Consider the following 22,279-nt stretch of genomic DNA (forward strand, 5'->3'; position numbering starts at 1 on the left):
TGTATAATAAATATATTTTATTAAAAATATCGATTGTATCTCCTTAAATTTTATCTCATATTAAAATTATTGTATATTTTATATATATACAACAATTCATTAGATGCTTAAAAAAATCGTAAAACAAGTTTAATTAAAAAATTACGTTCTATTCATATTATTACCCTAATTTACTGAATTTCAAAAGGAGAATGTTGAAATGAATCAAGGGCTACAGATTTTTTTAGAGTATAAGATAAAACCTGAGTTTGTTAATGAGTATGAAAAACATATGAACGAAATATTAGTTGAATTGGAACAGTATAGTGCTACAGAAGTTGATTGGTACGAAGCAGCTGATCAAAAACATCTATATGTGGAGATGTTTAAGCTTCCTACAATGGCCCATTATCATGCAATTAAAGAGATGCGTCAGAATTCTAATCATGCTGTATTTGGAAGGTTAGATCAATATGTAGATGGAGGAATAAAAAAAGTTCATTGCTGGGCGTTTGTCCAAAGAAAATGAATAATTATATAGCGTAATTGGGGCGCCTTGTGTTTTCTTATTGGATAGAGGAGGAATTTGTTTATATGTCGTTAGATGAAATAAAGGCTTGGAATAAAAGTGGATTTCAACAGGATCTTATTGAATGGTATAGGGAAAATAAACGAGATTTACCTTGGAGAAAAAAGAAAGATCCTTATAAAATCTGGGTATCTGAGATAATGCTTCAGCAAACAAAAGTAGATACCGTCATACCATATTTTGAACGTTTTATTGAAAAGTTTCCCACTATAGAGGCATTAGCAGATGCAGAAGAAGAAACTGTTTTGAAAGCATGGGAAGGATTAGGCTATTATTCACGTGCTCGCAATCTACATCAAGCCGTTAAAGAAGTGAAAGAAAGCTATGGAGGAAAAGTTCCTGATCAACCAAGTGATGTTCAAAAATTGCGAGGAGTAGGACCATATACAGCTGGTGCTATTTTAAGTATTGCATATGATAAGCCAGCACCAGCAGTGGATGGGAATGTCATGAGAGTTCTTTCCCGATTATTATTGATTGAGGACGATATCTCAAAAGTAACCACTAGAAAAAAATTTGAGAAGATAGTAACGGAAATTATTTCGAAAGAGTACCCTTCTGATTTTAACCAAGCAATGATGGAACTAGGAGCACTCATATGTACCCCAAGGAAGCCATCATGTCTGTTGTGCCCAGTAAGAACTCACTGTCGAGCACAGCATGCTGGCGTACAAGAGCAGCTCCCTATAAAAGCTAAAAAAGCTGCACCAATAGTCAAAAAGATGCAGGCAGTTGTTTTATTTGATAATCAAGGAAAAGTGCTTATTGAACAGCGACCAAGTTCAGGTTTATTAGCAAAGCTATGGCAATTTCCAAATGTCGAAGTAATATCAGAAGGATATGAGGATATTGAAAAGTATTTATTAAATAATGGTGGATTAAAAGTAACGGTTCATCCGAAGCAGTTATTTCAGGTAAAACACATTTTTTCCCATTTAGTTTGGGATATTGAAATTTTTACAGGAGAAATGATGGAGATTCAGGATAAGTCTCTCTTTGATTCAAGCACCTTTCAATTAGTGAAAAAAGATAGTCTACATAAGTATCCGTTTCCAGTTTCTCACCAAAAAATAATGAAAGGAGTTATTAATAATTAAGAGTGTAAGTTATAGTTTTTGCTATATAAAGGCAATTGAATGAAGTTCCATAAAAATCGTTATAAGGGGAGAGATTTGATGGATTTAGAACTAAAGGGAAAACGAGTATTAGTAACTGGTGGATCTAAGGGAATTGGGAAGGGTATTGCTAAGAGTTTTCTTGCGGAAGGGGCAAAAGTCGCTGTTATTGCTAGGGGAAAAGAAGCATTACAAGAAGTAAAAAAAGAGTTAGAACCAGTAGAAATCATTCAAGCTGATTTAATGGACAAAAAGGAAAGAGCTAAGGCTTTTGACGCATGCACTGAATTATTCGGTGGTATAGATATTCTCATAAATAATGTAGGTGGAAGTAATGGAGGTAAAACGATGGAAACCTCTTTAGATGAATTTGAAGAGGCAATAGAATTAAACTACCTATCCGCCGTCCACTTTAGCCAATTAGCTGTTCCTTATATGAAGAAGCAACAATATGGGGTGATTTTAAATATATCTTCTATTTTTGGGAGAGAATCTGGGGGGAAACCAACATATAATAGTGCAAAAGCAGCAATGATCAGTTTCACAAAATCTTTAGCAGATGAACTAGTTAAAGATGGTATTCGTGTAAATGGTGTTGCACCAGGTTCTATTCTTCATCCAAGTGGAAATTGGCAAAAAAGAATTGATGAAGATCCTGAGAAGATGAAAAAATTTGTTGAAAGTGAAATTCCTGCAGGAAGATTTGGTACAGTTGAAGAAATTGCAGACGTTGTTGTCTTTCTTTCATCAGCACGTGCAAAATGGGTTGTAGGAGCAACTCTGAATGTCGATGGAGGACAATCAAGAGCCAACTTCTGATCCCATTTACAACTATGGCACAAGAAAGCCCCTTAATTCATTGATGGGGATGAATTGTGCCAATTCTTTTTAGCTCTTCATTAGTTTATTGTGTAACAAAATAATTATCATATGGTATAATTAGTTGTGGAGAGGTGGTGGATTTAATGGCTACAGAATATACCCATAAAAAAGGGATAGTTTATAAAAACCAATTCCATATCATATTTTGCCCTAAGTATCGTAGGAAAGTCCTTGTTGATGATGTAGAACACGATCTGAAAAAGACTTTCTATCAAATTGCAGAGGAAAAAGACGTAACTATTAAATCGTTAGAGGTCATGCCTGACCATGTGCATATGTTTATTGAGTTTGACCCTAGACTAATGCTTCATAAAGTAATTAAAGACTTTAAAGGTATTAGTAGTCGAATTCTTAGGGAAAAACACCCGCACCTAAAAAGTAGGTTGCCGAGCTTATGGACAAGGAGTTATTTCAGTTGTACGGTAGGACATATTTCTGAAGAAACGGTTCAGGAGTATATTAAAAATCAAAAAAATGTGTAAGTAAGGTGGTGATACCATTGGCTAAACAATCCTATACTTTGTCTCTCCCTCTCGTAACAGAGGAATGGCAAGAAGATGTATTATCCAAGCGATTAGAGATTGCTAGAAACATGTATAATGCCTGTCTAGGAAGGTTAATGAAGCGTTATAGACGTATGAAGCAAGAGAAGGAATATAGGTGTTGGGTACAGCAGAAAGCATCTAAGGAACGTTCTCAGGCTTTGAGAGAGTTGATAAAAAAGCATGAGTTAAGCGAATACTCTATTCATGCCTTTGTAAAGCCAATGCAACATCACTTCAAGAAAAATAGCTGATGTTAGGAAGCAAGATCACAATAAAATGGCGAACTGGATACTCTCTCTTGGTGATGATGTAAAGGTAGAAACGATGAACTATAAAGGACTTCAAAGGCGAACCAAACAGACAACCATTAACGAAAAAACAGGTAGGATAAATCGTAAAAAACGTTATGGAAAGTCCTTATTAAATAAAGCCCCATCCATGCTTGTGAACATTTTAGATAACAAGTTGAAATATGCTGGTAATGAGTTGAAAAAGATAGATACCTTTAATGTAAAAGCAAGTCAGTTCAATCATTTTAACGGAGAATACCTAAAGAAAAAAGTAAGTGAACGTTGGAACGACTTTAACGGAATGAAGATACAGCGTGATTTGTATAGTGCATTTTTGATTATGAATGTGAAGGATAATTTATGTGAAATCGACACTGGTGATTGTAACGAAAATTGGGTAACCTTTAAGAATTCCCACGACATCGAGATTGATAGATTAAGAACAAGTGAACATACATTGGCAAGTATGGGAATATAAACCACTCATTAGCAATAAGGTTTTGAACCGAGCCGACAGGACGGTAACGTAGTCCAATAGGACAAGCGTTGTCCATGAAAGTCTAAGGGAACAGCATTAGTCTCTAAAACAGATACCATAGTTTTAGAGGAAGTGCCTTTAAGTACCTTAGAACCCACCGAATTCATTCGTGTGGAGGTTCAGGGAAGGTGCCATTCCGTTTGCTGCAGCTGATCCAGGACGAGTAATTCCGTCCATTGTTGTTGGATCTGCTCTAGCTGGTGGATTAGCTATGCTATTTGGAAACACATTAATGGCTCCTCACGGTGGTGCCTTCGTAATTTTTGTTGCAGTAGAAAATTGGCCTCTATACTTCTTAGCTATTGCCATAGGTGCCGTTGTATCAGCACTTATGCTTGGTTATTGGAAAAAGCCTGCAGAGGAAAGGTTAAAATAAAGAAGGGTACATTTGTTAGACGGTTGAGTTTTCTTGCTCAATCGTCTATTTATTTGTGCGCCAGGCATGCGCGCATTCTCTAGGGTTCAAGTCCCGAACTGTGAAGGCAGTAGTAACAGTTAGCTTAAGACAAGGGTGTCTGGGGTGACTCAGAATCTGAAGGAAGTCGGCGGCAAATCCCTGCCTTGAGGAACACGAACTTCATACGAGGCTAGGTGTACTTGGGTGAGACTGCAAAACAAGTCAAAGTCCTTACTGCAGAAGGGTACACAGAGTAAATGAAGCAAGGACATGGGGAGGAAGAGTGTGTGCTTACCCTGGGAGGTCTGACAGAGAAGCGATACTCTTATCGTAAGCGGACGTATGAACTTCCGTTGAACTGTCAGAAGTCAGCAGAAGCCATAGTACCAGGAAAGCTGGGAAGGGCTGAACCCAAAGGAGGATGAAATAATCTCTTTGTTTATGTTCACTCAAAGAAACAGATGTCTGTAAAGAGCTCCCTATGGAATAAACAGTGAATCCTGTTGAAAACCGTAGAAGTGTTGAGAGTGGATGGTGAACAAGGAGGCAGAAAAGCATAACGATCAATGAAAAAAATACTCATTGACCGTCTGACTTTGGGAACCGCCGTATACGGAACCGTACGTACGGTGGTGTGAGAGGTCGGGGGTTAGTCACCCCCTCCTACTCGATTTATTTATTGTTCGTAGGATTGGGGGCGTTGCTCATAGAAGGGTGAAAGGTGTTTAAAGAATGGGGGGAAGGTGTTCATAGGAGGGTGGAGGAAGTTGCTCATAGAAGAGGCGAAGTTGCTCATAGAAGTGCGAAAGTTGCTCATAGAAGGGTGAAACCTGCTCATAGAAGAGGAAAACTTGCTCATAGAATCCGCAAACCTGTTCATAGACACCAACAATACTGGTGGTGGCACCAAGAGTTTCCAAATCACTTATGTAAAAAGGACTAGTCGAAAAATACCATTTGCGTGGTAAAATAAGTGCATACCAATACATAATTACAGGGAATGATGTAATGTGAGGATTTGAGGTGCTTCCATTGTTTTATATGTACTTACTAATAAGTTTTATTCCCTTTCTTCTCTTATTTGCTATGGCGTGTGAGGTTTATTTTCGTTCAAGAAACAGTACAGTACATCAAGTAACAGCTATTCTGTTACTCCTGCTTAGTATGATATTTCTAAGTGATTACAACATGAATCTCTTACCTATACAAGATGCAACTAGCTTTGTATTATACTTCAAATATGCCAATACATATTTTATTATGACTTGTTTAATTTACTTTATTTTACTTATTTGCAATCTGAAAATATCCTTTTTGTGGCATTTGATTTCTTTAATTCCCCTTTTGGGTTTGATAGGTATCGTGTTTATGCCATCTCATTTTTATAACGAAATAGCGGAAGTAGGAAACCGGCGGATCGAGTCATTGAGTACACCTTTATTAGTTTCCATATCAATAGCCCTGGTGTACTTAACCTTCTGGATGATCTTTATATTTAGGAAAGGCTATAAGCATGTTAAACAACCGGGTCAAAGTTTAAATGTTCTAAAGCGGTTCAGTTTTATTATGAAAAGCATTCTAATCATTTTGTTGATTATCATTATTACCTTTGTTGTAGTTTATATTGCAAGTATATATGGGCTATATTTATCTTTTCTTTCGCCATTCGGTATATTGCTTTTTGCCTTTACTATTCGTTATGCGATGGTTGGTTTTGACTTTCTTGTAACATCAGACCATAAGTACAAGCTGCTTTTCAATATCAGCTCTAATGGTATAATTCTAATTAATAATAAAGGTGTTATTTTAGAAGCAAACCCTTCCTTTTGTAACATGATAGGAAAGGAACGAGAAGTTCTCTTGCAGAAAAATATTGTCTCATTACTGAAAGCATATGATGGTGAAAAGTATATTTCAAGTTTTACAGAATTTTTTCATTCATCTATTCCAATTAATAAAATACTGTTTTTGAAGCGAGAGAATGGAAAAGCACTTATCTTGGAAATGAAGTCTAATTATATGGAGTTGGAGGATAAACAGCATGCATATCTGATTCTAAGGGATATTACGATAAAAAAACAAAATGAAGATAAACTTCAATTTCTAGCCTACCATGATCCGTTAACAGAGCTTGGAAATCGTCGGTTATTTTATGATCGGTTTCATGAGATGAACAATAAAGTAAAAGATGAGGATTCATTATTAGCTGTCGTACTTATGGATTTGGATAAATTTAAATCAATTAATGATCGTTTTGGACATGCTACAGGGGATTTAGTTCTTCAACATGTTGCCAACCAGATTCTTAGATGCCTGCCAGAGCATTCCCATGCATCGCGGATGGGTGGAGACGAATTTGCTATTTTAATTATGGCAAATGATGAAAAAGGGATCGAAGACTTCGTCAATGTGCTGCATCATCACATTCATGACCGAATTACTATTAATGGAAATGAGCATAATATTGCAGGCAGCGTCGGAATTAGCATTGCTGGCAGAGATGGAAAAGATGTAGATTCATTACTTAAACATGCAGACAAAGCGATGTATAAGGTGAAAGAAGAAAGAAAATAGATTGTTAATATGACGAAACGAGTGGTGTTGTTACTTATCTCTCGTTTTTGTTTTTTTTTTATTTATTATAGATTCCTTGGAATAAAGTTTTCTTTGTCCACTTATACATTGTTTTTAAAAGCTGCCATACTCATTAGCACAATGGTTTGACGGCTTTCATGAATCCTCACTAGATAGCCGATTCGTAAAAAACTCTCCAATCATAATTTTGTCGTATGTACACATTCCTACATGAAAAGGGGAGTGATTATAGAATTCGCAAACCTGCTTATAGACCACATACAAACCATTCCTTCGACTATCGAAATATGATATGATTATCAAAAAAGTAGGAGGTTGTATATATAATGGTCTCGTTTAACAGCTATCACTATCCTTATACATCACAGCGGATGGTTACATACGGACAAAAAGGAATGGTTGCAACGTCACAGCCGCTTGCTTCCCAAGCAGGATTAGATATTTTAAAGAAGGGTGGTAATGCTATTGATGCCGCCATTGCAACAGCAGCATGCTTAACTGTTGTTGAGCCTACCTCCAATGGAATTGGTGGAGATGCATTTGCACTTGTATGGACAAAAGGTGAGCTCCATGGCTTAAACGCTAGTGGGCCAGCACCGGCTTCTATTTCAATAGAAAAACTGAAAGAACGTGGGATAAAAGAAATACCTAAATTTGGTTGGATTCCGGTTACCGTTCCAGGTGCCCCTTCTGCATGGGTAGAATTATCAGAACGGTTTGGTAAGCTTCCACTAACAGATGTGCTGGAGCCTGCTATTAACTACGCAAGAAATGGTTACCCACTTAGCCCTACATTAGCCTACTTTTGGGAACGTGGAGTAGCGGCATATTCTAAAGTTTTAAAAGGTGAAGAGTTTAATAGCTGGTTTGAAACCTTTGCGCCAGTAGGGAAAGCCCCTAAGGCAGGAGAACTATGGAAATCGGAAGGCCATGCATCTACTTTGGAAGCTATTGCAAAAACAAAGGGGAAGTCCTTTTATGAAGGGGAATTAGCTGATAAAATGCATGCATTCTCCCAAGAATACGACGGATTTTTAACTAAGGAAGATTTAAAAGCTTATAAACCAGAATGGGTAAAACCAATTAGTGTTCAATATAAAGGCTACGATGTATGGGAAATTCCTCCTAATGGTCAAGGTCTTATTGCCTTAATGGCGTTAAATATGTTGAAGAACGATACATTTACTGCTAGAGATTCGGAAGAAACATTCCATCAGCAAATCGAAGCAATGAAGCTTGCCTTTGCTGATGGAGAAAAGTATATTACCGAGCAGGATAATATGAGTACAACTGTTGATGCACTTCTTAGTGAGAGCTATGGAAAAGAGAGAAGATCTCTCATTGGTGATAAAGCTTTAACTCCAACTGCTGGAGAGCCTCCTAAAGGAGGAACAGTATACTTAGCTACTGCTGATGGTGAAGGAAATATGGTTTCATTTATTCAAAGTAATTACATGGGATTCGGTTCTGGCCTTGTAGTACCTGGGACAGGAATCTCCTTACAAAATCGAGGACATAATTTCAGCTTAGACCCTGACCATGATAACGCATTAATACCAGGAAAAAGAACGTATCATACGATCATACCTGGGTTTTTAACGAAAGGGAATGTTCCAATTGGGCCATTCGGTGTAATGGGAGGTTTTATGCAACCACAAGGACATATGCAGGTTATTATGAATACCATTGACTTTGGTTTAAATCCTCAAGCAGCATTAGATGCTCCAAGGTGGCAGTGGATGAAGGACAAACAAGTTCTTCTTGAACAAACTGTTCCGAATCATATTGCAATGGCATTATCTAGTCGAGGGCACAATGTACAAGTAACGCATGAATCAGGGAGCTTTGGACGTGGACAAATCATTTGGAGAGATCCAGACACTGGAGTACTGGCTGGTGGAACGGAATCAAGAACTGACGGAGCTATCGCTGTTTATTAATAGGTTTATTTTAGAAGATATGAATTTATAAATTTTTTTCGAACGATGTCTAGCTCCATGCGCCATCACCTCGTGTCAAATAACCTGTCCGTATAAAAAGTAAAAAGCACTTTTTAACGGCCAGAACATTTGCATTTCAGTGGGAGACAGGATGTCGATATTACGCCGTTGCCTGCAGGACGTAGGCTGTACTTAGGCGTAATTGGGGCGCCTTGCGCATTTCTTATGAAAGAAGGTTTACTAGGTTATGAAACAATGGGAAATATTTATGGCTTTTTTACGTGTTGGTTTGTTAGGGTATGGAGGCGGACCAGCCTCCATTCCTTTAATTCATAATGAAGTAGTAGAGAGATATAAATTTATGTCTAGTGAGGAGTTCGCAGATGTTTTAGCTATTGGAAACACCTTACCGGGCCCTATCGCAACAAAAATGGCAGGTTACATTGGATATCGTGTCTCAGGGCTGACAGGTATGCTAAATGCTATTATCGCTTCTGTTTTGCCAACAGTGATACTGATGATTGTTCTTTTAACTTCATTGGCTTCATTTAGGGAGTATGCCTGGGTTCAAGGTATGACGCACGGTGTTCTTCCAGTAGTAGCCGTTATGCTAGGTTTACTTACTTGGGGGTTTGTTAAAAGCTCGAAGGTAAGCTTAGGTTGGTTAAACGTAATTGCATTAATCGTAATTTCTATTCTCATAATTCAAATTATTGGTTGGCATCCTGCTTTTGTTATCGGAGCTTTAATCCTTTTTGTTTTACTTAAAAGATCAGAGAAAAAAAGTACTGCTAAAGGATCGAAAAAGGAAGGTGATACTCCATGATCTATTGGGAGATATTCCTAGCCTTTTTTATACCTGGTATTATTGGCTACGGTGGTGGACCAGCCACGATTCCATTAATTGAGTACGAAGTAGTTCATCGATTTGGTTGGATGACGATAGAGGAGTTTGGTGAGGTATTGGCCCTAGGTAACGCTTTGCCAGGTCCAATCGCAACAAAAATGGCAGGCTACATTGGTTTTGAAGAAGGTGGTATATTAGGTGCCTTTGTCGGTGTGTTTGCTACAGTTGCTCCGTCATTAATTTTAATGATCATTTTATTAAGCCTTTTATATCGCTTCAAAGATTCACCTAAGGTAAAGTTGCTATCCAATATTGTTCGACCAACAATTGCTGTTTTACTGGGTTTAATGACCGTTCGCTTTGTGGAAACATCCTATTTAGAAAGCGGTTGGATCCAAACGTTGTTTTTAATTGTAGTTAGTTATTATTTACTTGAAAAGAGAAAGGTGCACCCTGCGTTTGTTATATTGGGGGCACTGATTTATGGGGCATTATTTCTAGCTCCACCATCAACATAATTTGGTACAAAGCCATGATTGGAGTTTTCCTAATCCAATCATGGCTTTATTTTTTTATACAAAAAGATGACGGATTTTCTATACTTATTCATAGTGAATACGGCTACCATTTGTCCAGCTTGCTTCCTTGTGGTTTAATCCTCCACGATTCATCATCTCGTTTACAATCTCCTTATGAATCGTTACCCCTTCAGAATTTAAATATGGAACCATTTGCTGTAAATTATGATGGAAATAAGCTAGTTCTTTATCGGACCAATCTGTCTTAGGGGTCATGGATAATTCGGTAAAATCACGTCCTACATACATGGGTATTTCCTCCTTATACTTCAATTCTAAAACACAACAATGTTGTTACTTTTATTGTTCTTACAGGGCGTTTCACACTTATTGACAAATATCATTCCTTTATATAGTATCCTTAGAGTAGTGAATACATATTCTCTTGAATGAGTGGGATAAATGGATAATTTAGCAATTTGAAACGTTGTATTTTCATGGTTGACCGCCCATTCAAGGTTAAAACAAAATTAAAATATTCTATAAAAAGTGAGGAGACAAATATGAGTACATCATTAAAAAAAGTTGCTTTGATTACTGGTAGCAGTAGAGGAATCGGAAAGGAAATTGCTATAAAATTAGCGGAACAAAATTACAATATTGTTATCAATTATGCTAGAAGTAAAAGCAAAGCAGAGGACACGGCTGAAGAAATACGAAAGCTAGGAGTGGAAGTTTTAACAGTAAAAGCAAACATTGCTAAGAAAGAAAAAGTGGAGGAAATGTTTAAGTTAATTGATGAACATTTTGGAAGGCTAGATGTTCTTGTCAATAATGCCGCTTCAGGTGTACTTCGACCAGTTCTTGAGCTGGAGGAAAGTCACTGGGATTGGACGATGGATATTAATAACAAAGGAATGCTATTTTGTTCGCAAATGGCAGCTGAACGGATGAAAAATGGAAATAACGGAGGAGCAATTGTCAGTTTAAGCTCATTAGGTTCTCTACGTTATTTAAAAAACTATACAACAGTAGGAGTATCAAAAGCAGCAGTAGAAGCACTAACGCGATATTTAGCAGTTGAATTAGCTCCTTTTAATATTCGAGTAAATGCAGTTTCTGGAGGTGCAGTGGATACGGATGCACTCACACATTTTCCAAATCGTGATGAACTATTGAACGATGCAATAGATCGTACCCCTGCTGGACGATTGGTAGAACCAGATGACCTAGCAAATGCAGTAATGTTTTTATTGTCACCTCAGGCAAGCATGGTTTGTGGACAAACCCTTGTAGTTGATGGTGGTATTTCATTATTAACATAAAGGTGATTGATTTCACTGCGCTAAATTGTTAAAAAATGTTTTGATCTTTTTTCGGATAAAAAATCACCTCGTGGAAATCATAATTTCTGTGGAGGTGATACACATGGCAAAGAGAGCTTCTAAAACAAATGCGCAACAAGTAAGACAGCAAAACGCACAATCTGCTCAAGCTCAACAAGGGCAACAAGCTCAGCAAGGTCAACAACAAAACTTTGAGTTTGCTTCTGAAACGGATGCTCAAGAAGTGCGTCAACAAAACCAACAATCTGCTCAACGTAAACAACAGGCATCTTCTAAAGGACAACAACAATAAAGATGTTGTCTGCACTAACGTAACGAATAGTGTTCAGTAGTGTCGTCGGAGTACCCCTTTTTCTAATTCGGAAAAAGGGGTACTTTTATTTTCAGGGTAGAACTGGCAGGCATGCAAGTGAAAAAATTTGCACCATGGAGGATGAAAATTATTTCAAAGATAAATTCATCCGTTTCTGTGACTGCGAACGGAGTGAAGCCAGAACCGATATCGCACTTACCCTTGTGGTAAAAGCGAAGTGTGGTGTAGCGAATGAATAGAATATCAATATCAGGATTAGCTACTTTCAGGGTAGTAAAATTGTTTGAATCATTTTGTAGGTTTTATTTTAAAAAAAGGTAATCAATAGTATAATGGAATGGATAGAGGAAAGAAAAGGTAAGAGAATAGGTTATTTTATACATATATTGGTTAAATTAGTACGATAACCTTTCTAAATTGGGAGGGATATGATGCTCTTTTGGAAAAAGAGAAAGAATGGTAAAAAAAGCACTAGTGGTTCTCAAAACAGTCACAATGTACCTATCATTTCAGCTACGATTGATGATGTTAGAAAAGCCGTTAATGATTATGCCTCAACTCTTCAAAAAGGAGTATCACTTCGAAGTATCGTATTAGATAATCATGAAATTGATTTTGATTTACTCCACTCTTTTTTAGGTGGGAAACCTGATAAAAAATTTTATATGTCCAAAGAAACTTTTGAGATCTTTGAAAATCAGGAATACCCTAAGTTTATTGATTATTGTCAAATTGCATGTGATCAATATTTCTTAGAAAAGGGTGAGGAACCAATTACTCCAGGGGATCCATATCGAAAAATTAGTTATTATAAGTTGAAAAATTATTTAATTGAAAAGCCTCCATTCGAACTGTTTTTGCATAAACACGATCGAATGGTTACACATCGATCTCCAAGATAATTTTAATAGAAAGGAGAAGAACAGTGAGTTTTCCCAAAGTAGGCAGTAACATAGAAGTACATAGCTACAAACATAATGGACAACTTCATCGAGTTTGGGAAGAAACGATCATTCTAAAAGGTACTTCAAATGAAGTAATCGGCGGGAACGATAGAATTATGGTCCAGGAGTCAGATGGAAGACACTGGAGAACGCGGGAACCAGCCATTTGCTATTTCACAGCAAAGCACTGGTTTAATGCAATTGGAATGATACGTAACGACGGAATCCATTATTACTGTAACTTAGGTACACCATTTACATATGACCAAGAAGCGTTAAAATATATTGATTATGATTTAGACATAAAGGTTTTCCCAGACATGACGTATAAGCTACTTGATGAAGATGAGTTTGCTTTACATAAACTACAGATGAACTACCCAGATGAAGTGGAATTAATTTTACGTCGAACTGTAGATGAATTAGTAACGTGGGTTAGTCAACAAAAGGGGCCATTTGAGCCTGGTTTTATTGAGTATTGGTATGAAAGGTTTCTTCAATATAGGTAAAAATGGACAAACAATGTTATATTAGAGTAGAGACAAGAGAACGGTTTTATTTTAACCGTTCTTTCTTTTTGGTTAAAAATAGATAGTTAGACTGCTGTGTTCTCTCTTCAATTTTGAGAATACTACGTAATGTTGGGGGTGTCGTATATTTGGATAGTATAAAAAGGTATTTATTATTTGTTAAGCCTTATTGGAAGCAAATTATTTTAACTGTAATCATTGGAATGATGAAGTTTGGAATTCCCCTCATTATTCCTCTCATATTAAAGTTTGTTATAGATGATATTATAGGTGGGCAAGGTTTAACGGATAGCGAAAAAATGACCTCATTATATTGGTTGATGGGTATCGTCTTATTTGTTTTTATTGTATTAAGACCACCAATAGAGTTTTACCGTCAATATTTTGCTCAATGGACGGGAAGTAAAATTTTATACGATATTCGGGAGCAGCTTTTTGACCATCTACAAAAGTTAAGTTTAAAGTTTTATTCTAACAGAAAATCTGGAGAGGTAATCTCTCGTGTTATTCATGATGTTGAACAAACGAAAACGTTTATTATTACAGGTATGATGAATATTTGGTTAGACATGTTTACGATTATTATTGCAATTATCATAATGTTTACTATGGATTTCTGGCTAACCATTGTTGCAATATCCTTATTACCATTCTACGGTGTCTCTATAAAATATTTTTATAGTAAACTCCGGTCCTTAACTAGGAGGCGATCTCAAGCCTTAGCAGAAGTACAGGGACACCTACATGAACGACTTCAAGGAATGAATGTCATTCGTAGCTTTGCTTTAGAAGACCATGAACAGAAGCAGTTTAATAGTCGAAACGAGAATTTTTTAAATAAAGCTATTGACCATACTAGGTGGAATGCGAAGACCTTTGCAGTTATTAATACTTTGACGGATATTGCACCAGTACTAGTTATTGGTGTTGCCGGAGCAATGGTTATACAGACGGACTTAACAGTAGGAACAATGGTAGCTTTTGTTGCCTATATGGATCGTCTATACAATCCATTACGAAGACTAGTGAACTCTTCTACTACATTAACCCAATCGATTGCTTCCATGGATCGGATGTTCGAATTGATTGACGAAGAATATGATATTAAAGATAAAGAAAATGCTGTTCCCTATACCTTCCCAAGGGGAGAGGTGATCTTTGATAGAGTAAGCTTTAGCTATGATGATGAACAAAATGTTCTACATGACATAAGCTTCCGTGCGGAAAGAGGAGAAACCATTGCTATTGTTGGAATGAGTGGCGGTGGAAAAAGCACAATCATGAGCTTAATTCCTCGTTTTTATGATGTTACTTCTGGCCGTATTATTATTGATGGAAAAGATATTCGTGACTATCAAATGCGTTCGTTGCGAGATAGCATAGGTATGGTATTGCAGGATAATATTATCTTCAGTGACTCCGTTCGATTCAATATTTTAATGGGGAATCCTGATGCCACTGATGAGGAAGTGGTTGAAGCTGCAAAAGCGGCTAATGCGCATAACTTTATAACGGAGCTTCCTGATGGCTATGATACAAACATTGGTGAACGAGGTGTAAAGCTTTCAGGTGGACAAAAACAACGTATAGCAATTGCACGTGTGTTTTTGAAAAGTCCTGAAATCTTAATTTTTGACGAAGCAACAAGCTCACTAGACTTAGAAAGTGAACACCTAATTCAACAATCATTGTTCCGATTAGCGGAAGACCGTACTACATTTATTGTAGCTCATCGTCTTTCTACCATTACACATGCAGATAAAATTATTGTGATCGAGAATGGGCATCTAGTAGAAATGGGATCTCATACGGAACTCATGACAAAACGAGGAGCATATCATAACCTCTTCCAAGTACAGCAGTTGAACTGATTGGGGAATTATAGGGTAGACTAAACATGGAATTGGAATTTGCACCATGAGGATGATAATTTTCTATCTAAGATATACTACCTTCCCGCAATTCCAATCTAATACTGTTTGCGGGAAGAATATAGGCTTCATTCAGCCCACATTTATGTTTTTCCACCGATTGCGGGAAGAATATAGGCTTCATTCATCCCGTATTTGTGATTTTTCACCGTTTGTAGGAACGATATCCTTTACTTTTTTCCGTAAATCCACTTTCCCATTATTTTGCAAGGCTTTCGTATTTTCAGTCCTCGATGCAAGAAAAATCTTGCACCATGGATAATGAAAATATTTAATCCAATTGGAACGAATGATTAACCTAAACTGTATTTGTTAATCCTGATACGTTCGATAACACTTATTTTCATGGTAGACCTTAAACAACAAAAGACCGAGTCGTTTAATAGAACATGTTTACTTCAGAGGTACAAACAAGCCAATCCCAAGTAAAATCACATGCGATTTCACAGAAGAAATCACATGTGATTTTTTGTTGTTATATCAGTATTTTATCGTTAAACAGACACGAATCACATAGTATTTCGCCCACCTATTCACATTGATGGAAAGAAATATACCCTGAGGAAAAGGAATATACTCTTGAAAATTTTGAAAACCGATTGAAATTTGACCATTTCTTTACATTTGGATCTTTTGTTGAAAACAAACTTGCAGGGGTTGTAACTTTAATTTTAGAAACAAAATCCAAGACGAACCATAGAGCAAACATTGTTTTGGTACTAAAAATCTAATTTTCAACATGAGTAATCCGTAATACATAGGTGATTTTTACTAACGGGAGTGCGTTTGTAAAATTTCGAGTTGCAATGTTGCAGCTCTTTTTTTGCACCTTCTGACTGGAAAATGATGTTAAACTAAAGAGGAGGATTGTTTGATAAGCATATTAGAAATTATGATATTAATTGTAATATTTAAACTGATTGATTAAGGAGAAATGTAATGATGAATGACTTTTATTCTAACAACATAATATTAGAAAATCATATTGTTAAGTTAGTTCCGTTTGAAGAAAAGTACAAAGAGCAGCTTAAGAAAATTATCTATGATAAGGAAGTATATTACACAATTGAATGTAAAAGTGACGGCGAGTTGGAAAAGTATGTTACTCAAACTGCAAACCAAAGAAATGAAGGAAATTCATATCCTTTTATAATAATTGACAAAAGAACTAACGAAGTAGCGGGTTCAACACGGTACGGCAATATTCAATTTAATAACAAACGGTTAGAAATTGGTTGGACTTGGTACGGTAAACCTTTTAGAGGGACAGGACTAAATAAAGCTTGTAAATTTGAGCTATTAAAATTCGCCTTTGAAGAATTGGAAATTAGAAGAGTTCAATTTAGTGCTGATGTAAGAAATACTCGTTCTCAAAAAGCAATTAAAAAGTTAGGAGCAACAAAAGAAGGAGTTTTTAGAGCAAATTATATAGATACATCTGGAGTAAGTAGAGATGACGTATACTTTAGTATTCTCCATTCTGAATGGGACGAAATTAAGAAATATATGTTTAATGAATTTGTTTGATTATTAGAGTCACGGGAAAGAGTTAAAATTCGGGCTGTAATAAATGCAGCTCGTTTTTATACACTACTAATTGGAAAATAATGTTAAAAACAGTGGGGTGTGGAAGAAGGAATTAATATTTCTTATGTGGAAATCATTTTCAAACGAGTAACTTAAATATTATGGGAAAGGAGTAGTTTCGATTGAAAAAATATATAGTGTATATACTTATTGGTTTATTAATCATAACTTCACTACTTTTCTATAATCAATTTAAAAATCAAAAAGAACTTGAAAATAGGGTTGTAGGTACATTTGCATCAGGAATTAAAGATGATGTATGCCTATTAGAGGAATTAAAAAATAATCCAGATATAGAAACATTAACGGAACTAAGAGAAAATATCATCGCACATAATACTTTGTTAGCATTAAGAATTCATCCTCATAATAAACCTATTGATTATTTTTGGGGAATATCTGAGTTTTACCAAAGAATCATTGATAACGGGATTATTGAAGATGAAGATTATGAAAAAATGAAAAATGTTTATGTAAGGTTTAATAATTTTTACGAAGACTTATTCGAAATGGAACATGAAACAGATGTTAACATTAAAACTTTTAAAGAGTTAGATAAATTAGTGTTATATCATTTCGATAAAGGGCTTATTGAGGACGGTTTAATGGAAGAGTATTAAACAAGCGGAGATTATTGTTGAAAAAATCAGTTCGTGAAGAAGCGTTAATACGATTGGGATTTTTAATTGGTAAATGGGAAGTAGAAGTAATTCCCCCACATTTTCAAACAAAATCAATTTGTGGAGAAACAATTTTTGATTGGATGGAAAAAGAAAAGTTTATCGTTCAGCGAACCCTTATGAATCAACCTGAATTCCCAAGTAGTACGATTGTTTATGACTATGATTCTAATACGTGTAAATATTTACAACACTAATTTGATTCCAGAAGTGTAACTCGTATATATAACATGAGTTTTGAAGATGATGTTTGGAAGTTGTGGAGGGATACATCAGATTTTTCACCATTAGAATTTAGTCAGCGGTTTATCGGGAAAATTAATGAGTCAAGAGACACCATACATAGTTCTTGGCAAAAATCATTTGACGGCTTAAACTGGGAGCACGATTTAAACTCATCTATAAAAAGATGATTTAGATAATAGATTAAATATATGAATTAGTAATACAGTTTTAATGGAAGTTCATTTTCTTCTTCAACTATATGGTGTAATTGTTCACTATGAGTAATCCCTTCTTGTGCTAAAGACGCAGTTAAGTGGCACAAGCTGATGCAACTGTTATGGAACGGGGAGAATACTTCTATAAGTAAATGTAATTTTTATTGTACTAACGAACAGTAATCTTTAATAATAAAGGAGGGAAGTTTTTGGGTTCGAATACCAAACTGCCACTAACACATGAGGAAAAATCAAAACTTAGAAAAGCTAATGTTTTAAAGGGACTGGCTGAATTTCAAACTGTTCCCTCCGTTGGTTATAAATTAGCTGAAAAGTTGGTTTTTAAGTTGTACCTTTTTTCATTATCGCAAATTAAGGATAAGAATGCAGCTCAACTTTTTGACCAATTAGAAAAAGAATTGGGTGTATGGACTGATAGTTGTGTTGAAGACCAAATTCGTTGTGTGGTTAACTATGCAAACGACCCCAAGAGCAATAAACAATGGTTTGATTTTACAGAAGAAAGAAAGGCGTACAGAGGAATGAATGGTTTTCCTCAAAATAGACCCATTAATGCTTGGTATGAGTGAATTGTGATTAAAAATTATTAATGGAAATCAATGGGAGGTTTTTGAATGGAACTTACACACACTCGTTTACTTGTTGATAACTATAAAGAATGTTTTCTTTTTTATAGAGATGTATTGGGATTTGAATTATCTTGGGGAAATGAAAATTCCAATTATGCTGACTTTAAATTCAACGGTTGTACTTTAGGGATATTTGAACGCAAACAAATGGTTGAAGCAATAGGTACTGAATACTCAACTAAGACTGATAAAAGAGATAAGACAGCCTTGATTTTTAAAGTAAATAGTGTCGAAGAAAAATATCAAGAATTAAAAGGTAAAGTAAATTTTATAACTGAGCCTACCGAGCAAAAGGATTGGGGTATTAAAGTGGCTCATTTTAGAGACCCTGCGGATTCACTAATAGAAATTTATGAAAATATCTAATCTAAATAAGCTAAGCGAAATACGTTTCTTATTGCATTAACGGGGTTGCGTTTCTTGAAGAATATTTTAATCTTGGACTATCGAGGAAGGTAACGTTTCATGATATAATATAATAAACTACTCATGGAAGAGGTGAACGCAATATGAATACAGCCAAAGAGCGTTTACTTAAGATTATTGATGAAATATCTGAACAAGAAGTGGATAAAATCCTGGATTTTGCAGAGTATCTAAGAATAAAAAGGGAAAAAAGCTTATCTGAGGATTTAACAAAGGCTAGTGAAAGTAGCTTAGATTTTTGGGATAATGACATTGATGATGAGGTTTGGAATGATGCATAAACAGGGTGATATCGTTTTGTTACCTGTTCCATTCAGTGATTTAACAAATAGAAAGCAACGCCCTGTGCTTGTGATTTCAGGTGATAGTTATAATAAAATGACTGACGACATCATTGTTGTAGCTGTTACTTCACAATTAAGGAATCTTGATTATTCAGTAGTAATTGAGTCAAAAGATTTAAAAGAAGGCGAACTTAAAGTTACATCAGCAATTAGAGCTGACAAAGTTTATACATTATCTAAACATATTGTCAGAAAGAAATTTGGACAAGTTAAAACTGAAGTTTTGGAAGATGTTCGAACAAAACTTAATGAGCTAATTAAATAAAGAATCAGAAAGGACTGTATTGCAGTCCTCTTTTTATATTGGGGATGTTTGTGAAAGGGTACACTTAAACAAACGGGTTGCGATAGTAAAGGAGCAGGAACTATATAGGTGGTGTTATTTTGCAAGTATTTATAAAAGATGTTGGTAGGTCAATTGAATTATTTTTCTTTTTGGCATTAGGATTCTATTTAACTGTAAATATGGCAGGTAATTTCTACGGAAGATACGGAATTGAATATATGGGGAATATTTGGGTTAATTGGTTTGGTATTTCATATTTTCTCTTTGTAGTTTATATAGCAATTATGGGATTTTTTATATTTAAGGAAGTTAAATTTTATAATCGATTTCTTACATCAAAGATTTTTTGGCTCTTTTTTATCGGTTCTATTTATATAATCGCAGTTCCCTTTTTAAAAGGGGAGAATCCATTCTAAATAAAATTTGCATGTGGTTTCCTGTTCAACAAACGGGTTGCGTTAGCACAAAAAGCTGTCATCGATCTTGTTCAACATAGCGGGAGGATGCTTTTATAAAGAGTTGTAAGAAATAAAGCGAAGGGGCATGGAAATGATATTGAATATTTTAGTACCAGTGGCGATTATAGTTGTACTTATTGGAATAGGAATGCTTTTATTTAAATTTTTCAAACCTAAAGGTAATTAAATACTTCTTGTGCTAACGTGTGCTTAGTTCAATAAGCAAATATAAAAACAACGGCATGAAGAATCAGTTCTTCATGCCGTTTTAATATGCGAATTTACTGTGATTTTATTTGAGATAGATGTGTGATTAAGCAAGTGAATTTGTCTATGTTTTACCGTTTGGCACCTCACAAGTAAACCCGTTACGATTTAATTCTGCCCGGTCTTCCTTAATGTCTAAGTTTTGTCGTTGATACAGATTAAATCAAAGCTCTTTTTCTCGAATTTTCACTTCATTTTCTGATGTGTGGTACTTAAAGAATCCATCGACTAATTGGTCAAGATGCTCTAGCTCTTCACTATATTCGATAATTAAGGCAACCACTGGGAATAAATGAATCCATTCACTTTGATCGATTTCTGGATCGTTATGAAGGGTCAAAAATAAATCTGTTAAATGCTGCTTTCTAGTTTCAATGTCATCAAAAAGATCAGTCGTGCTGTGAGAGGCCCTGACCTTCCCCATATATTTTAGAAGAATTCTTTCATGATAATTCGTTAAATATTCCAGCTGCGTTTGAATGACATCCTGCATCTCCTCTGGAAAATGATGAATAACATTTTCATATTTACTTAAGCTTTTCAGGATTGAGATGGCTTTTTTAGAACCTTGAACCATCTGACGAAATAATACAACTTTTCGTAAACGTGAATATTCATTTTTTCTTAAATAATTTCGTTCCTCTTTATAAAGTAAAAATAAATTTTCAATTTTTACGAGAGACTCCTTTAGTTTTTCCAAATCCTTTTTTAAGGTCCGATACTCAGCCTCGTGACGGGCAATCAATCGGATCCATTGAATGATCTGCTCGTTCGTATCAGCAATTTTATGGTAAAGCAAGTTCTCATGTTTTGGTGGTAAAAAAATTAAGTTAATAATAAAAGCAGAAAGTACCCCAATCATAATTAAGAAAAATCGATTTGTAGCAAAATGAATAAATTCATCCGTAGGGCTTCCCATAATAATAATGGATGTAACAACAGCTAAAGGAATAATAGCTTCCTTCTTTAGCTTAATATGGATGGCGATAACGAGCATAACAACTACTGCTATGACAAAGGGTTCATGTCCAAAGGCTAAAACAAAAATAATTGCTAAAATTGCACTTAAAACGTTCCCTTGAATTTGATCTTTAATTGTCATAAAGCTCTTATGCACAGAGGGTTGTACGGCAAAAAATGCTGCTAAACCTGAAAAAGCGGGTGTCGCAAAGCCTAACCACATGGATGAATACAGTGCTAACATAACGGCTAAACCAGTTTTAAAAATTCGGGCTCCGAGCCTCATAGTGTCCAAAATCCCTTTCTTTCTATATCTTTCTTATTAAACAAGCTATCTATATATAATAGGTATAATTTATTCTTTCCTAATATGTTAAGAATTTATTATACCGAAACGACTATACACCCCTTTTGTAAAACAATCAAGGGTAGATTTTATTACATTGGAAAAAATTAAATGTGTTATCCTATTACCTTCAAAAAACAACGGCTAAACCTTTATCTCCCTCCTAAAAACTATTGTTATAAAACGATTTTTGTAAAACAAGTTTGTAATCATTTTGGATTTAGCGTAGCTTAATTATCTGGAAATAGTAGCAGCGTTGGTGCTGGATATTAATATACTGGGTTCAACAGTAATTTGGAGGTTGAGAAGAGGATCTATACTATATGCGGGATCAATAATAGGGTTCTATCTTCCCGGAAAGTGAAAATAAAAGAGTTCTATCTTCCCGGAAAGTGACATTAATAGTATTTGCGGTAACATAGGAGGCCGCTATCCCCCCGGAAGGAAACATATCATAAGAGTGAAGGGATCAAGCAGCAGCTCGATCCTTTAAGCAAGTTCCTGAAGCCCTGAGAATGATCTCCCCTCTACAAACA

General features: G+C 35.5%; 27 protein-coding genes and 1 pseudogene. 26 read left to right on the forward strand and 2 right to left on the reverse strand.

The annotated features are described in order from the left end of the window. Positions 1 to 199 precede the first annotated feature (199 nt). The 13 genes and pseudogenes from QA612_RS01970 to QA612_RS02030 all read left to right on the forward strand — a co-directional run bounded on the left by QA612_RS01970 (position 200) and on the right by QA612_RS02030 (position 10,235). The gene (locus QA612_RS01970) at positions 200 to 508 is read left to right on the forward strand and encodes a hypothetical protein (RefSeq protein WP_278282051.1); all 309 of its coding nucleotides are present in this window, start codon (positions 200 to 202) and stop codon (positions 506 to 508) included. Between the two features lie 65 nt (positions 509 to 573). After that, a complete protein-coding gene (gene mutY, locus QA612_RS01975) occupies positions 574 to 1,665 on the forward strand; it encodes an A/G-specific adenine glycosylase (protein WP_278282052.1) in 1,092 nt (363 codons plus the stop codon). Positions 1,666 to 1,743: 78 nt separating this feature from the next. Beyond that, positions 1,744 to 2,502, forward strand: coding sequence for an SDR family NAD(P)-dependent oxidoreductase (locus tag QA612_RS01980; RefSeq protein ID WP_278282053.1), 759 nt, complete (start codon positions 1,744 to 1,746; stop codon positions 2,500 to 2,502). Between the two features lie 146 nt (positions 2,503 to 2,648). Beyond that, positions 2,649 to 3,047, forward strand: a complete 399-nt coding sequence (gene tnpA, locus QA612_RS01985; protein WP_278282054.1) for an IS200/IS605 family transposase — start codon at positions 2,649 to 2,651, stop codon at positions 3,045 to 3,047. 17 nt (positions 3,048 to 3,064) lie between these two features. Next, positions 3,065 to 3,361, forward strand: coding sequence for a hypothetical protein (locus tag QA612_RS01990; RefSeq protein ID WP_278282055.1), 297 nt, complete (start codon positions 3,065 to 3,067; stop codon positions 3,359 to 3,361). A 25-nt stretch (positions 3,362 to 3,386) separates the two neighbouring features. After that, complete coding sequence (locus tag QA612_RS01995; protein WP_278282056.1) at positions 3,387 to 3,878, forward strand: hypothetical protein; 492 nt, start codon at positions 3,387 to 3,389, stop codon at positions 3,876 to 3,878. Between the two features lie 184 nt (positions 3,879 to 4,062). After that, positions 4,063 to 4,314: pseudogene (locus QA612_RS02000) on the forward strand (PTS fructose transporter subunit IIA); the annotation flags it as partial. A 308-nt stretch (positions 4,315 to 4,622) separates the two neighbouring features. Further along, complete coding sequence (locus QA612_RS02005; protein ID WP_278282057.1) at positions 4,623 to 4,760, forward strand: hypothetical protein; 138 nt, start codon at positions 4,623 to 4,625, stop codon at positions 4,758 to 4,760. Positions 4,761 to 5,056: 296 nt separating this feature from the next. Next, positions 5,057 to 5,278: a hypothetical protein gene (locus QA612_RS02010; RefSeq protein ID WP_278282058.1), complete on the forward strand. Its 222-nt coding sequence runs from the start codon at positions 5,057 to 5,059 to the stop codon at positions 5,276 to 5,278. Positions 5,279 to 5,901: 623 nt separating this feature from the next. Further along, complete coding sequence (locus QA612_RS02015) at positions 5,902 to 6,909, forward strand: sensor domain-containing diguanylate cyclase (protein ID WP_278282059.1); 1,008 nt, start codon at positions 5,902 to 5,904, stop codon at positions 6,907 to 6,909. 347 nt (positions 6,910 to 7,256) lie between these two features. Then, positions 7,257 to 8,870, forward strand: coding sequence for a gamma-glutamyltransferase family protein (locus tag QA612_RS02020; protein ID WP_278282060.1), 1,614 nt, complete (start codon positions 7,257 to 7,259; stop codon positions 8,868 to 8,870). Between the two features lie 247 nt (positions 8,871 to 9,117). Further along, positions 9,118 to 9,696 carry a chromate transporter gene (locus tag QA612_RS02025; protein WP_278282061.1) on the forward strand — a complete coding sequence of 193 codons (579 nt, stop codon included), beginning with the start codon at positions 9,118 to 9,120 and terminating at the stop codon, positions 9,694 to 9,696. After that, positions 9,693 to 10,235 (forward strand): chromate transporter, encoded by a 543-nt coding sequence (locus QA612_RS02030; RefSeq protein WP_278282062.1) that lies wholly within the window; start codon positions 9,693 to 9,695, stop codon positions 10,233 to 10,235. The genes QA612_RS02025 and QA612_RS02030 overlap by 4 nt, the downstream gene beginning before the upstream one ends. Positions 10,236 to 10,319: 84 nt before the next feature. On the opposite strand, the gene QA612_RS02035 is transcribed toward QA612_RS02030, so the two are convergent. Beyond that, the gene (locus QA612_RS02035) at positions 10,320 to 10,544 is read right to left on the reverse strand and encodes a cytosolic protein (RefSeq protein WP_278282063.1); all 225 of its coding nucleotides are present in this window, start codon (positions 10,542 to 10,544) and stop codon (positions 10,320 to 10,322) included. 254 nt (positions 10,545 to 10,798) lie between these two features. On the opposite strand from QA612_RS02035, the gene fabL reads away from it, so the two are divergent. The 13 genes from fabL (at position 10,799) to QA612_RS02100 (ending at position 20,128) form a co-directional block, all read left to right on the forward strand. After that, a complete protein-coding gene (gene fabL / locus QA612_RS02040) occupies positions 10,799 to 11,560 on the forward strand; it encodes an enoyl-[acyl-carrier-protein] reductase FabL (RefSeq protein WP_278282064.1) in 762 nt (253 codons plus the stop codon). 103 nt (positions 11,561 to 11,663) lie between these two features. After that, positions 11,664 to 11,873: a gamma-type small acid-soluble spore protein gene (locus QA612_RS02045; RefSeq protein WP_278282065.1), complete on the forward strand. Its 210-nt coding sequence runs from the start codon at positions 11,664 to 11,666 to the stop codon at positions 11,871 to 11,873. A 452-nt stretch (positions 11,874 to 12,325) separates the two neighbouring features. Continuing rightward, positions 12,326 to 12,796 (forward strand): DUF3939 domain-containing protein, encoded by a 471-nt coding sequence (locus QA612_RS02050; protein ID WP_278282066.1) that lies wholly within the window; start codon positions 12,326 to 12,328, stop codon positions 12,794 to 12,796. A gap of 23 nt (positions 12,797 to 12,819) precedes the next feature. Continuing rightward, positions 12,820 to 13,347, forward strand: a complete 528-nt coding sequence (ntdP, locus tag QA612_RS02055) for a nucleoside tri-diphosphate phosphatase (RefSeq protein WP_278282067.1) — start codon at positions 12,820 to 12,822, stop codon at positions 13,345 to 13,347. Positions 13,348 to 13,496: 149 nt separating this feature from the next. Beyond that, positions 13,497 to 15,239, forward strand: coding sequence for an ABC transporter ATP-binding protein (locus tag QA612_RS02060; protein ID WP_278282068.1), 1,743 nt, complete (start codon positions 13,497 to 13,499; stop codon positions 15,237 to 15,239). Positions 15,240 to 16,238: 999 nt separating this feature from the next. Next, positions 16,239 to 16,826 carry a GNAT family N-acetyltransferase gene (locus tag QA612_RS02065; RefSeq protein ID WP_278282069.1) on the forward strand — a complete coding sequence of 196 codons (588 nt, stop codon included), beginning with the start codon at positions 16,239 to 16,241 and terminating at the stop codon, positions 16,824 to 16,826. A gap of 182 nt (positions 16,827 to 17,008) precedes the next feature. Continuing rightward, positions 17,009 to 17,506 carry a hypothetical protein gene (locus tag QA612_RS02070; RefSeq protein ID WP_278282070.1) on the forward strand — a complete coding sequence of 166 codons (498 nt, stop codon included), beginning with the start codon at positions 17,009 to 17,011 and terminating at the stop codon, positions 17,504 to 17,506. 17 nt (positions 17,507 to 17,523) lie between these two features. Next, positions 17,524 to 17,763: a hypothetical protein gene (locus QA612_RS02075; RefSeq protein ID WP_278282071.1), complete on the forward strand. Its 240-nt coding sequence runs from the start codon at positions 17,524 to 17,526 to the stop codon at positions 17,761 to 17,763. Positions 17,764 to 18,215: 452 nt separating this feature from the next. Further along, positions 18,216 to 18,596, forward strand: coding sequence for a helix-hairpin-helix domain-containing protein (locus tag QA612_RS02080; protein WP_278282072.1), 381 nt, complete (start codon positions 18,216 to 18,218; stop codon positions 18,594 to 18,596). Between the two features lie 45 nt (positions 18,597 to 18,641). Continuing rightward, on the forward strand, positions 18,642 to 19,022 hold the full coding sequence (locus QA612_RS02085) for a VOC family protein (protein ID WP_278282073.1): 381 nt from the start codon (positions 18,642 to 18,644) through the stop codon (positions 19,020 to 19,022). 143 nt (positions 19,023 to 19,165) lie between these two features. Then, on the forward strand, positions 19,166 to 19,363 hold the full coding sequence (locus QA612_RS02090; RefSeq protein WP_278282074.1) for a DUF2281 domain-containing protein: 198 nt from the start codon (positions 19,166 to 19,168) through the stop codon (positions 19,361 to 19,363). Next, on the forward strand, positions 19,353 to 19,691 hold the full coding sequence (locus QA612_RS02095; RefSeq protein WP_278282075.1) for a type II toxin-antitoxin system PemK/MazF family toxin: 339 nt from the start codon (positions 19,353 to 19,355) through the stop codon (positions 19,689 to 19,691). The genes QA612_RS02090 and QA612_RS02095 overlap by 11 nt, the downstream gene beginning before the upstream one ends. Positions 19,692 to 19,810: 119 nt before the next feature. Further along, on the forward strand, positions 19,811 to 20,128 hold the full coding sequence (locus tag QA612_RS02100) for a hypothetical protein (protein ID WP_278282076.1): 318 nt from the start codon (positions 19,811 to 19,813) through the stop codon (positions 20,126 to 20,128). A 472-nt stretch (positions 20,129 to 20,600) separates the two neighbouring features. Here QA612_RS02100 and QA612_RS02105 read toward each other — a convergent pair whose 3' ends face one another. Continuing rightward, entirely contained in the window at positions 20,601 to 21,683 is a 1,083-nt protein-coding gene (locus QA612_RS02105; protein WP_278282077.1) for an aromatic acid exporter family protein, read from the reverse strand. Between the last annotated feature and the right edge of the window lie 596 nt (positions 21,684 to 22,279).

Origin of the sequence: Evansella sp. AB-P1, from assembly GCF_029688925.1 — a bacterium.
In the GTDB taxonomy this organism is placed as follows: Bacteria; Bacillota; Bacilli; order Bacillales; family Salisediminibacteriaceae; genus Evansella.

Excerpts from the sequence above, each read along its gene's own strand:
- QA612_RS02035 (WP_278282063.1), bottom strand. The coding sequence starts at position 10,544 with ATGTATGTAGGACGTGATTTTACCGAATTATCCATGACCCCTAAGACA.
- QA612_RS02015 (WP_278282059.1), top strand. The coding sequence starts at position 5,902 with ATGAAAAGCATTCTAATCATTTTGTTGATTATCATTATTACCTTTGTT.
- QA612_RS02030 (WP_278282062.1), top strand. The coding sequence starts at position 9,693 with ATGATCTATTGGGAGATATTCCTAGCCTTTTTTATACCTGGTATTATT.
- QA612_RS02105 (WP_278282077.1), bottom strand. The coding sequence starts at position 21,683 with ATGAGGCTCGGAGCCCGAATTTTTAAAACTGGTTTAGCCGTTATGTTA.
- fabL (WP_278282064.1), top strand. The coding sequence starts at position 10,799 with ATGAGTACATCATTAAAAAAAGTTGCTTTGATTACTGGTAGCAGTAGA.
- QA612_RS02085 (WP_278282073.1), top strand. The coding sequence starts at position 18,642 with ATGGAACTTACACACACTCGTTTACTTGTTGATAACTATAAAGAATGT.
- mutY (WP_278282052.1), top strand. The coding sequence starts at position 574 with ATGTCGTTAGATGAAATAAAGGCTTGGAATAAAAGTGGATTTCAACAG.
- tnpA (WP_278282054.1), top strand. The coding sequence starts at position 2,649 with ATGGCTACAGAATATACCCATAAAAAAGGGATAGTTTATAAAAACCAA.
- QA612_RS02025 (WP_278282061.1), top strand. The coding sequence starts at position 9,118 with ATGAAACAATGGGAAATATTTATGGCTTTTTTACGTGTTGGTTTGTTA.
- QA612_RS01970 (WP_278282051.1), top strand. The coding sequence starts at position 200 with ATGAATCAAGGGCTACAGATTTTTTTAGAGTATAAGATAAAACCTGAG.
- QA612_RS02065 (WP_278282069.1), top strand. The coding sequence starts at position 16,239 with ATGATGAATGACTTTTATTCTAACAACATAATATTAGAAAATCATATT.
- QA612_RS02045 (WP_278282065.1), top strand. The coding sequence starts at position 11,664 with ATGGCAAAGAGAGCTTCTAAAACAAATGCGCAACAAGTAAGACAGCAA.
- QA612_RS02090 (WP_278282074.1), top strand. The coding sequence starts at position 19,166 with ATGAATACAGCCAAAGAGCGTTTACTTAAGATTATTGATGAAATATCT.
- QA612_RS01995 (WP_278282056.1), top strand. The coding sequence starts at position 3,387 with ATGGCGAACTGGATACTCTCTCTTGGTGATGATGTAAAGGTAGAAACG.
- QA612_RS02050 (WP_278282066.1), top strand. The coding sequence starts at position 12,326 with ATGCTCTTTTGGAAAAAGAGAAAGAATGGTAAAAAAAGCACTAGTGGT.
- QA612_RS01980 (WP_278282053.1), top strand. The coding sequence starts at position 1,744 with ATGGATTTAGAACTAAAGGGAAAACGAGTATTAGTAACTGGTGGATCT.
- QA612_RS02020 (WP_278282060.1), top strand. The coding sequence starts at position 7,257 with ATGGTCTCGTTTAACAGCTATCACTATCCTTATACATCACAGCGGATG.
- QA612_RS02095 (WP_278282075.1), top strand. The coding sequence starts at position 19,353 with ATGATGCATAAACAGGGTGATATCGTTTTGTTACCTGTTCCATTCAGT.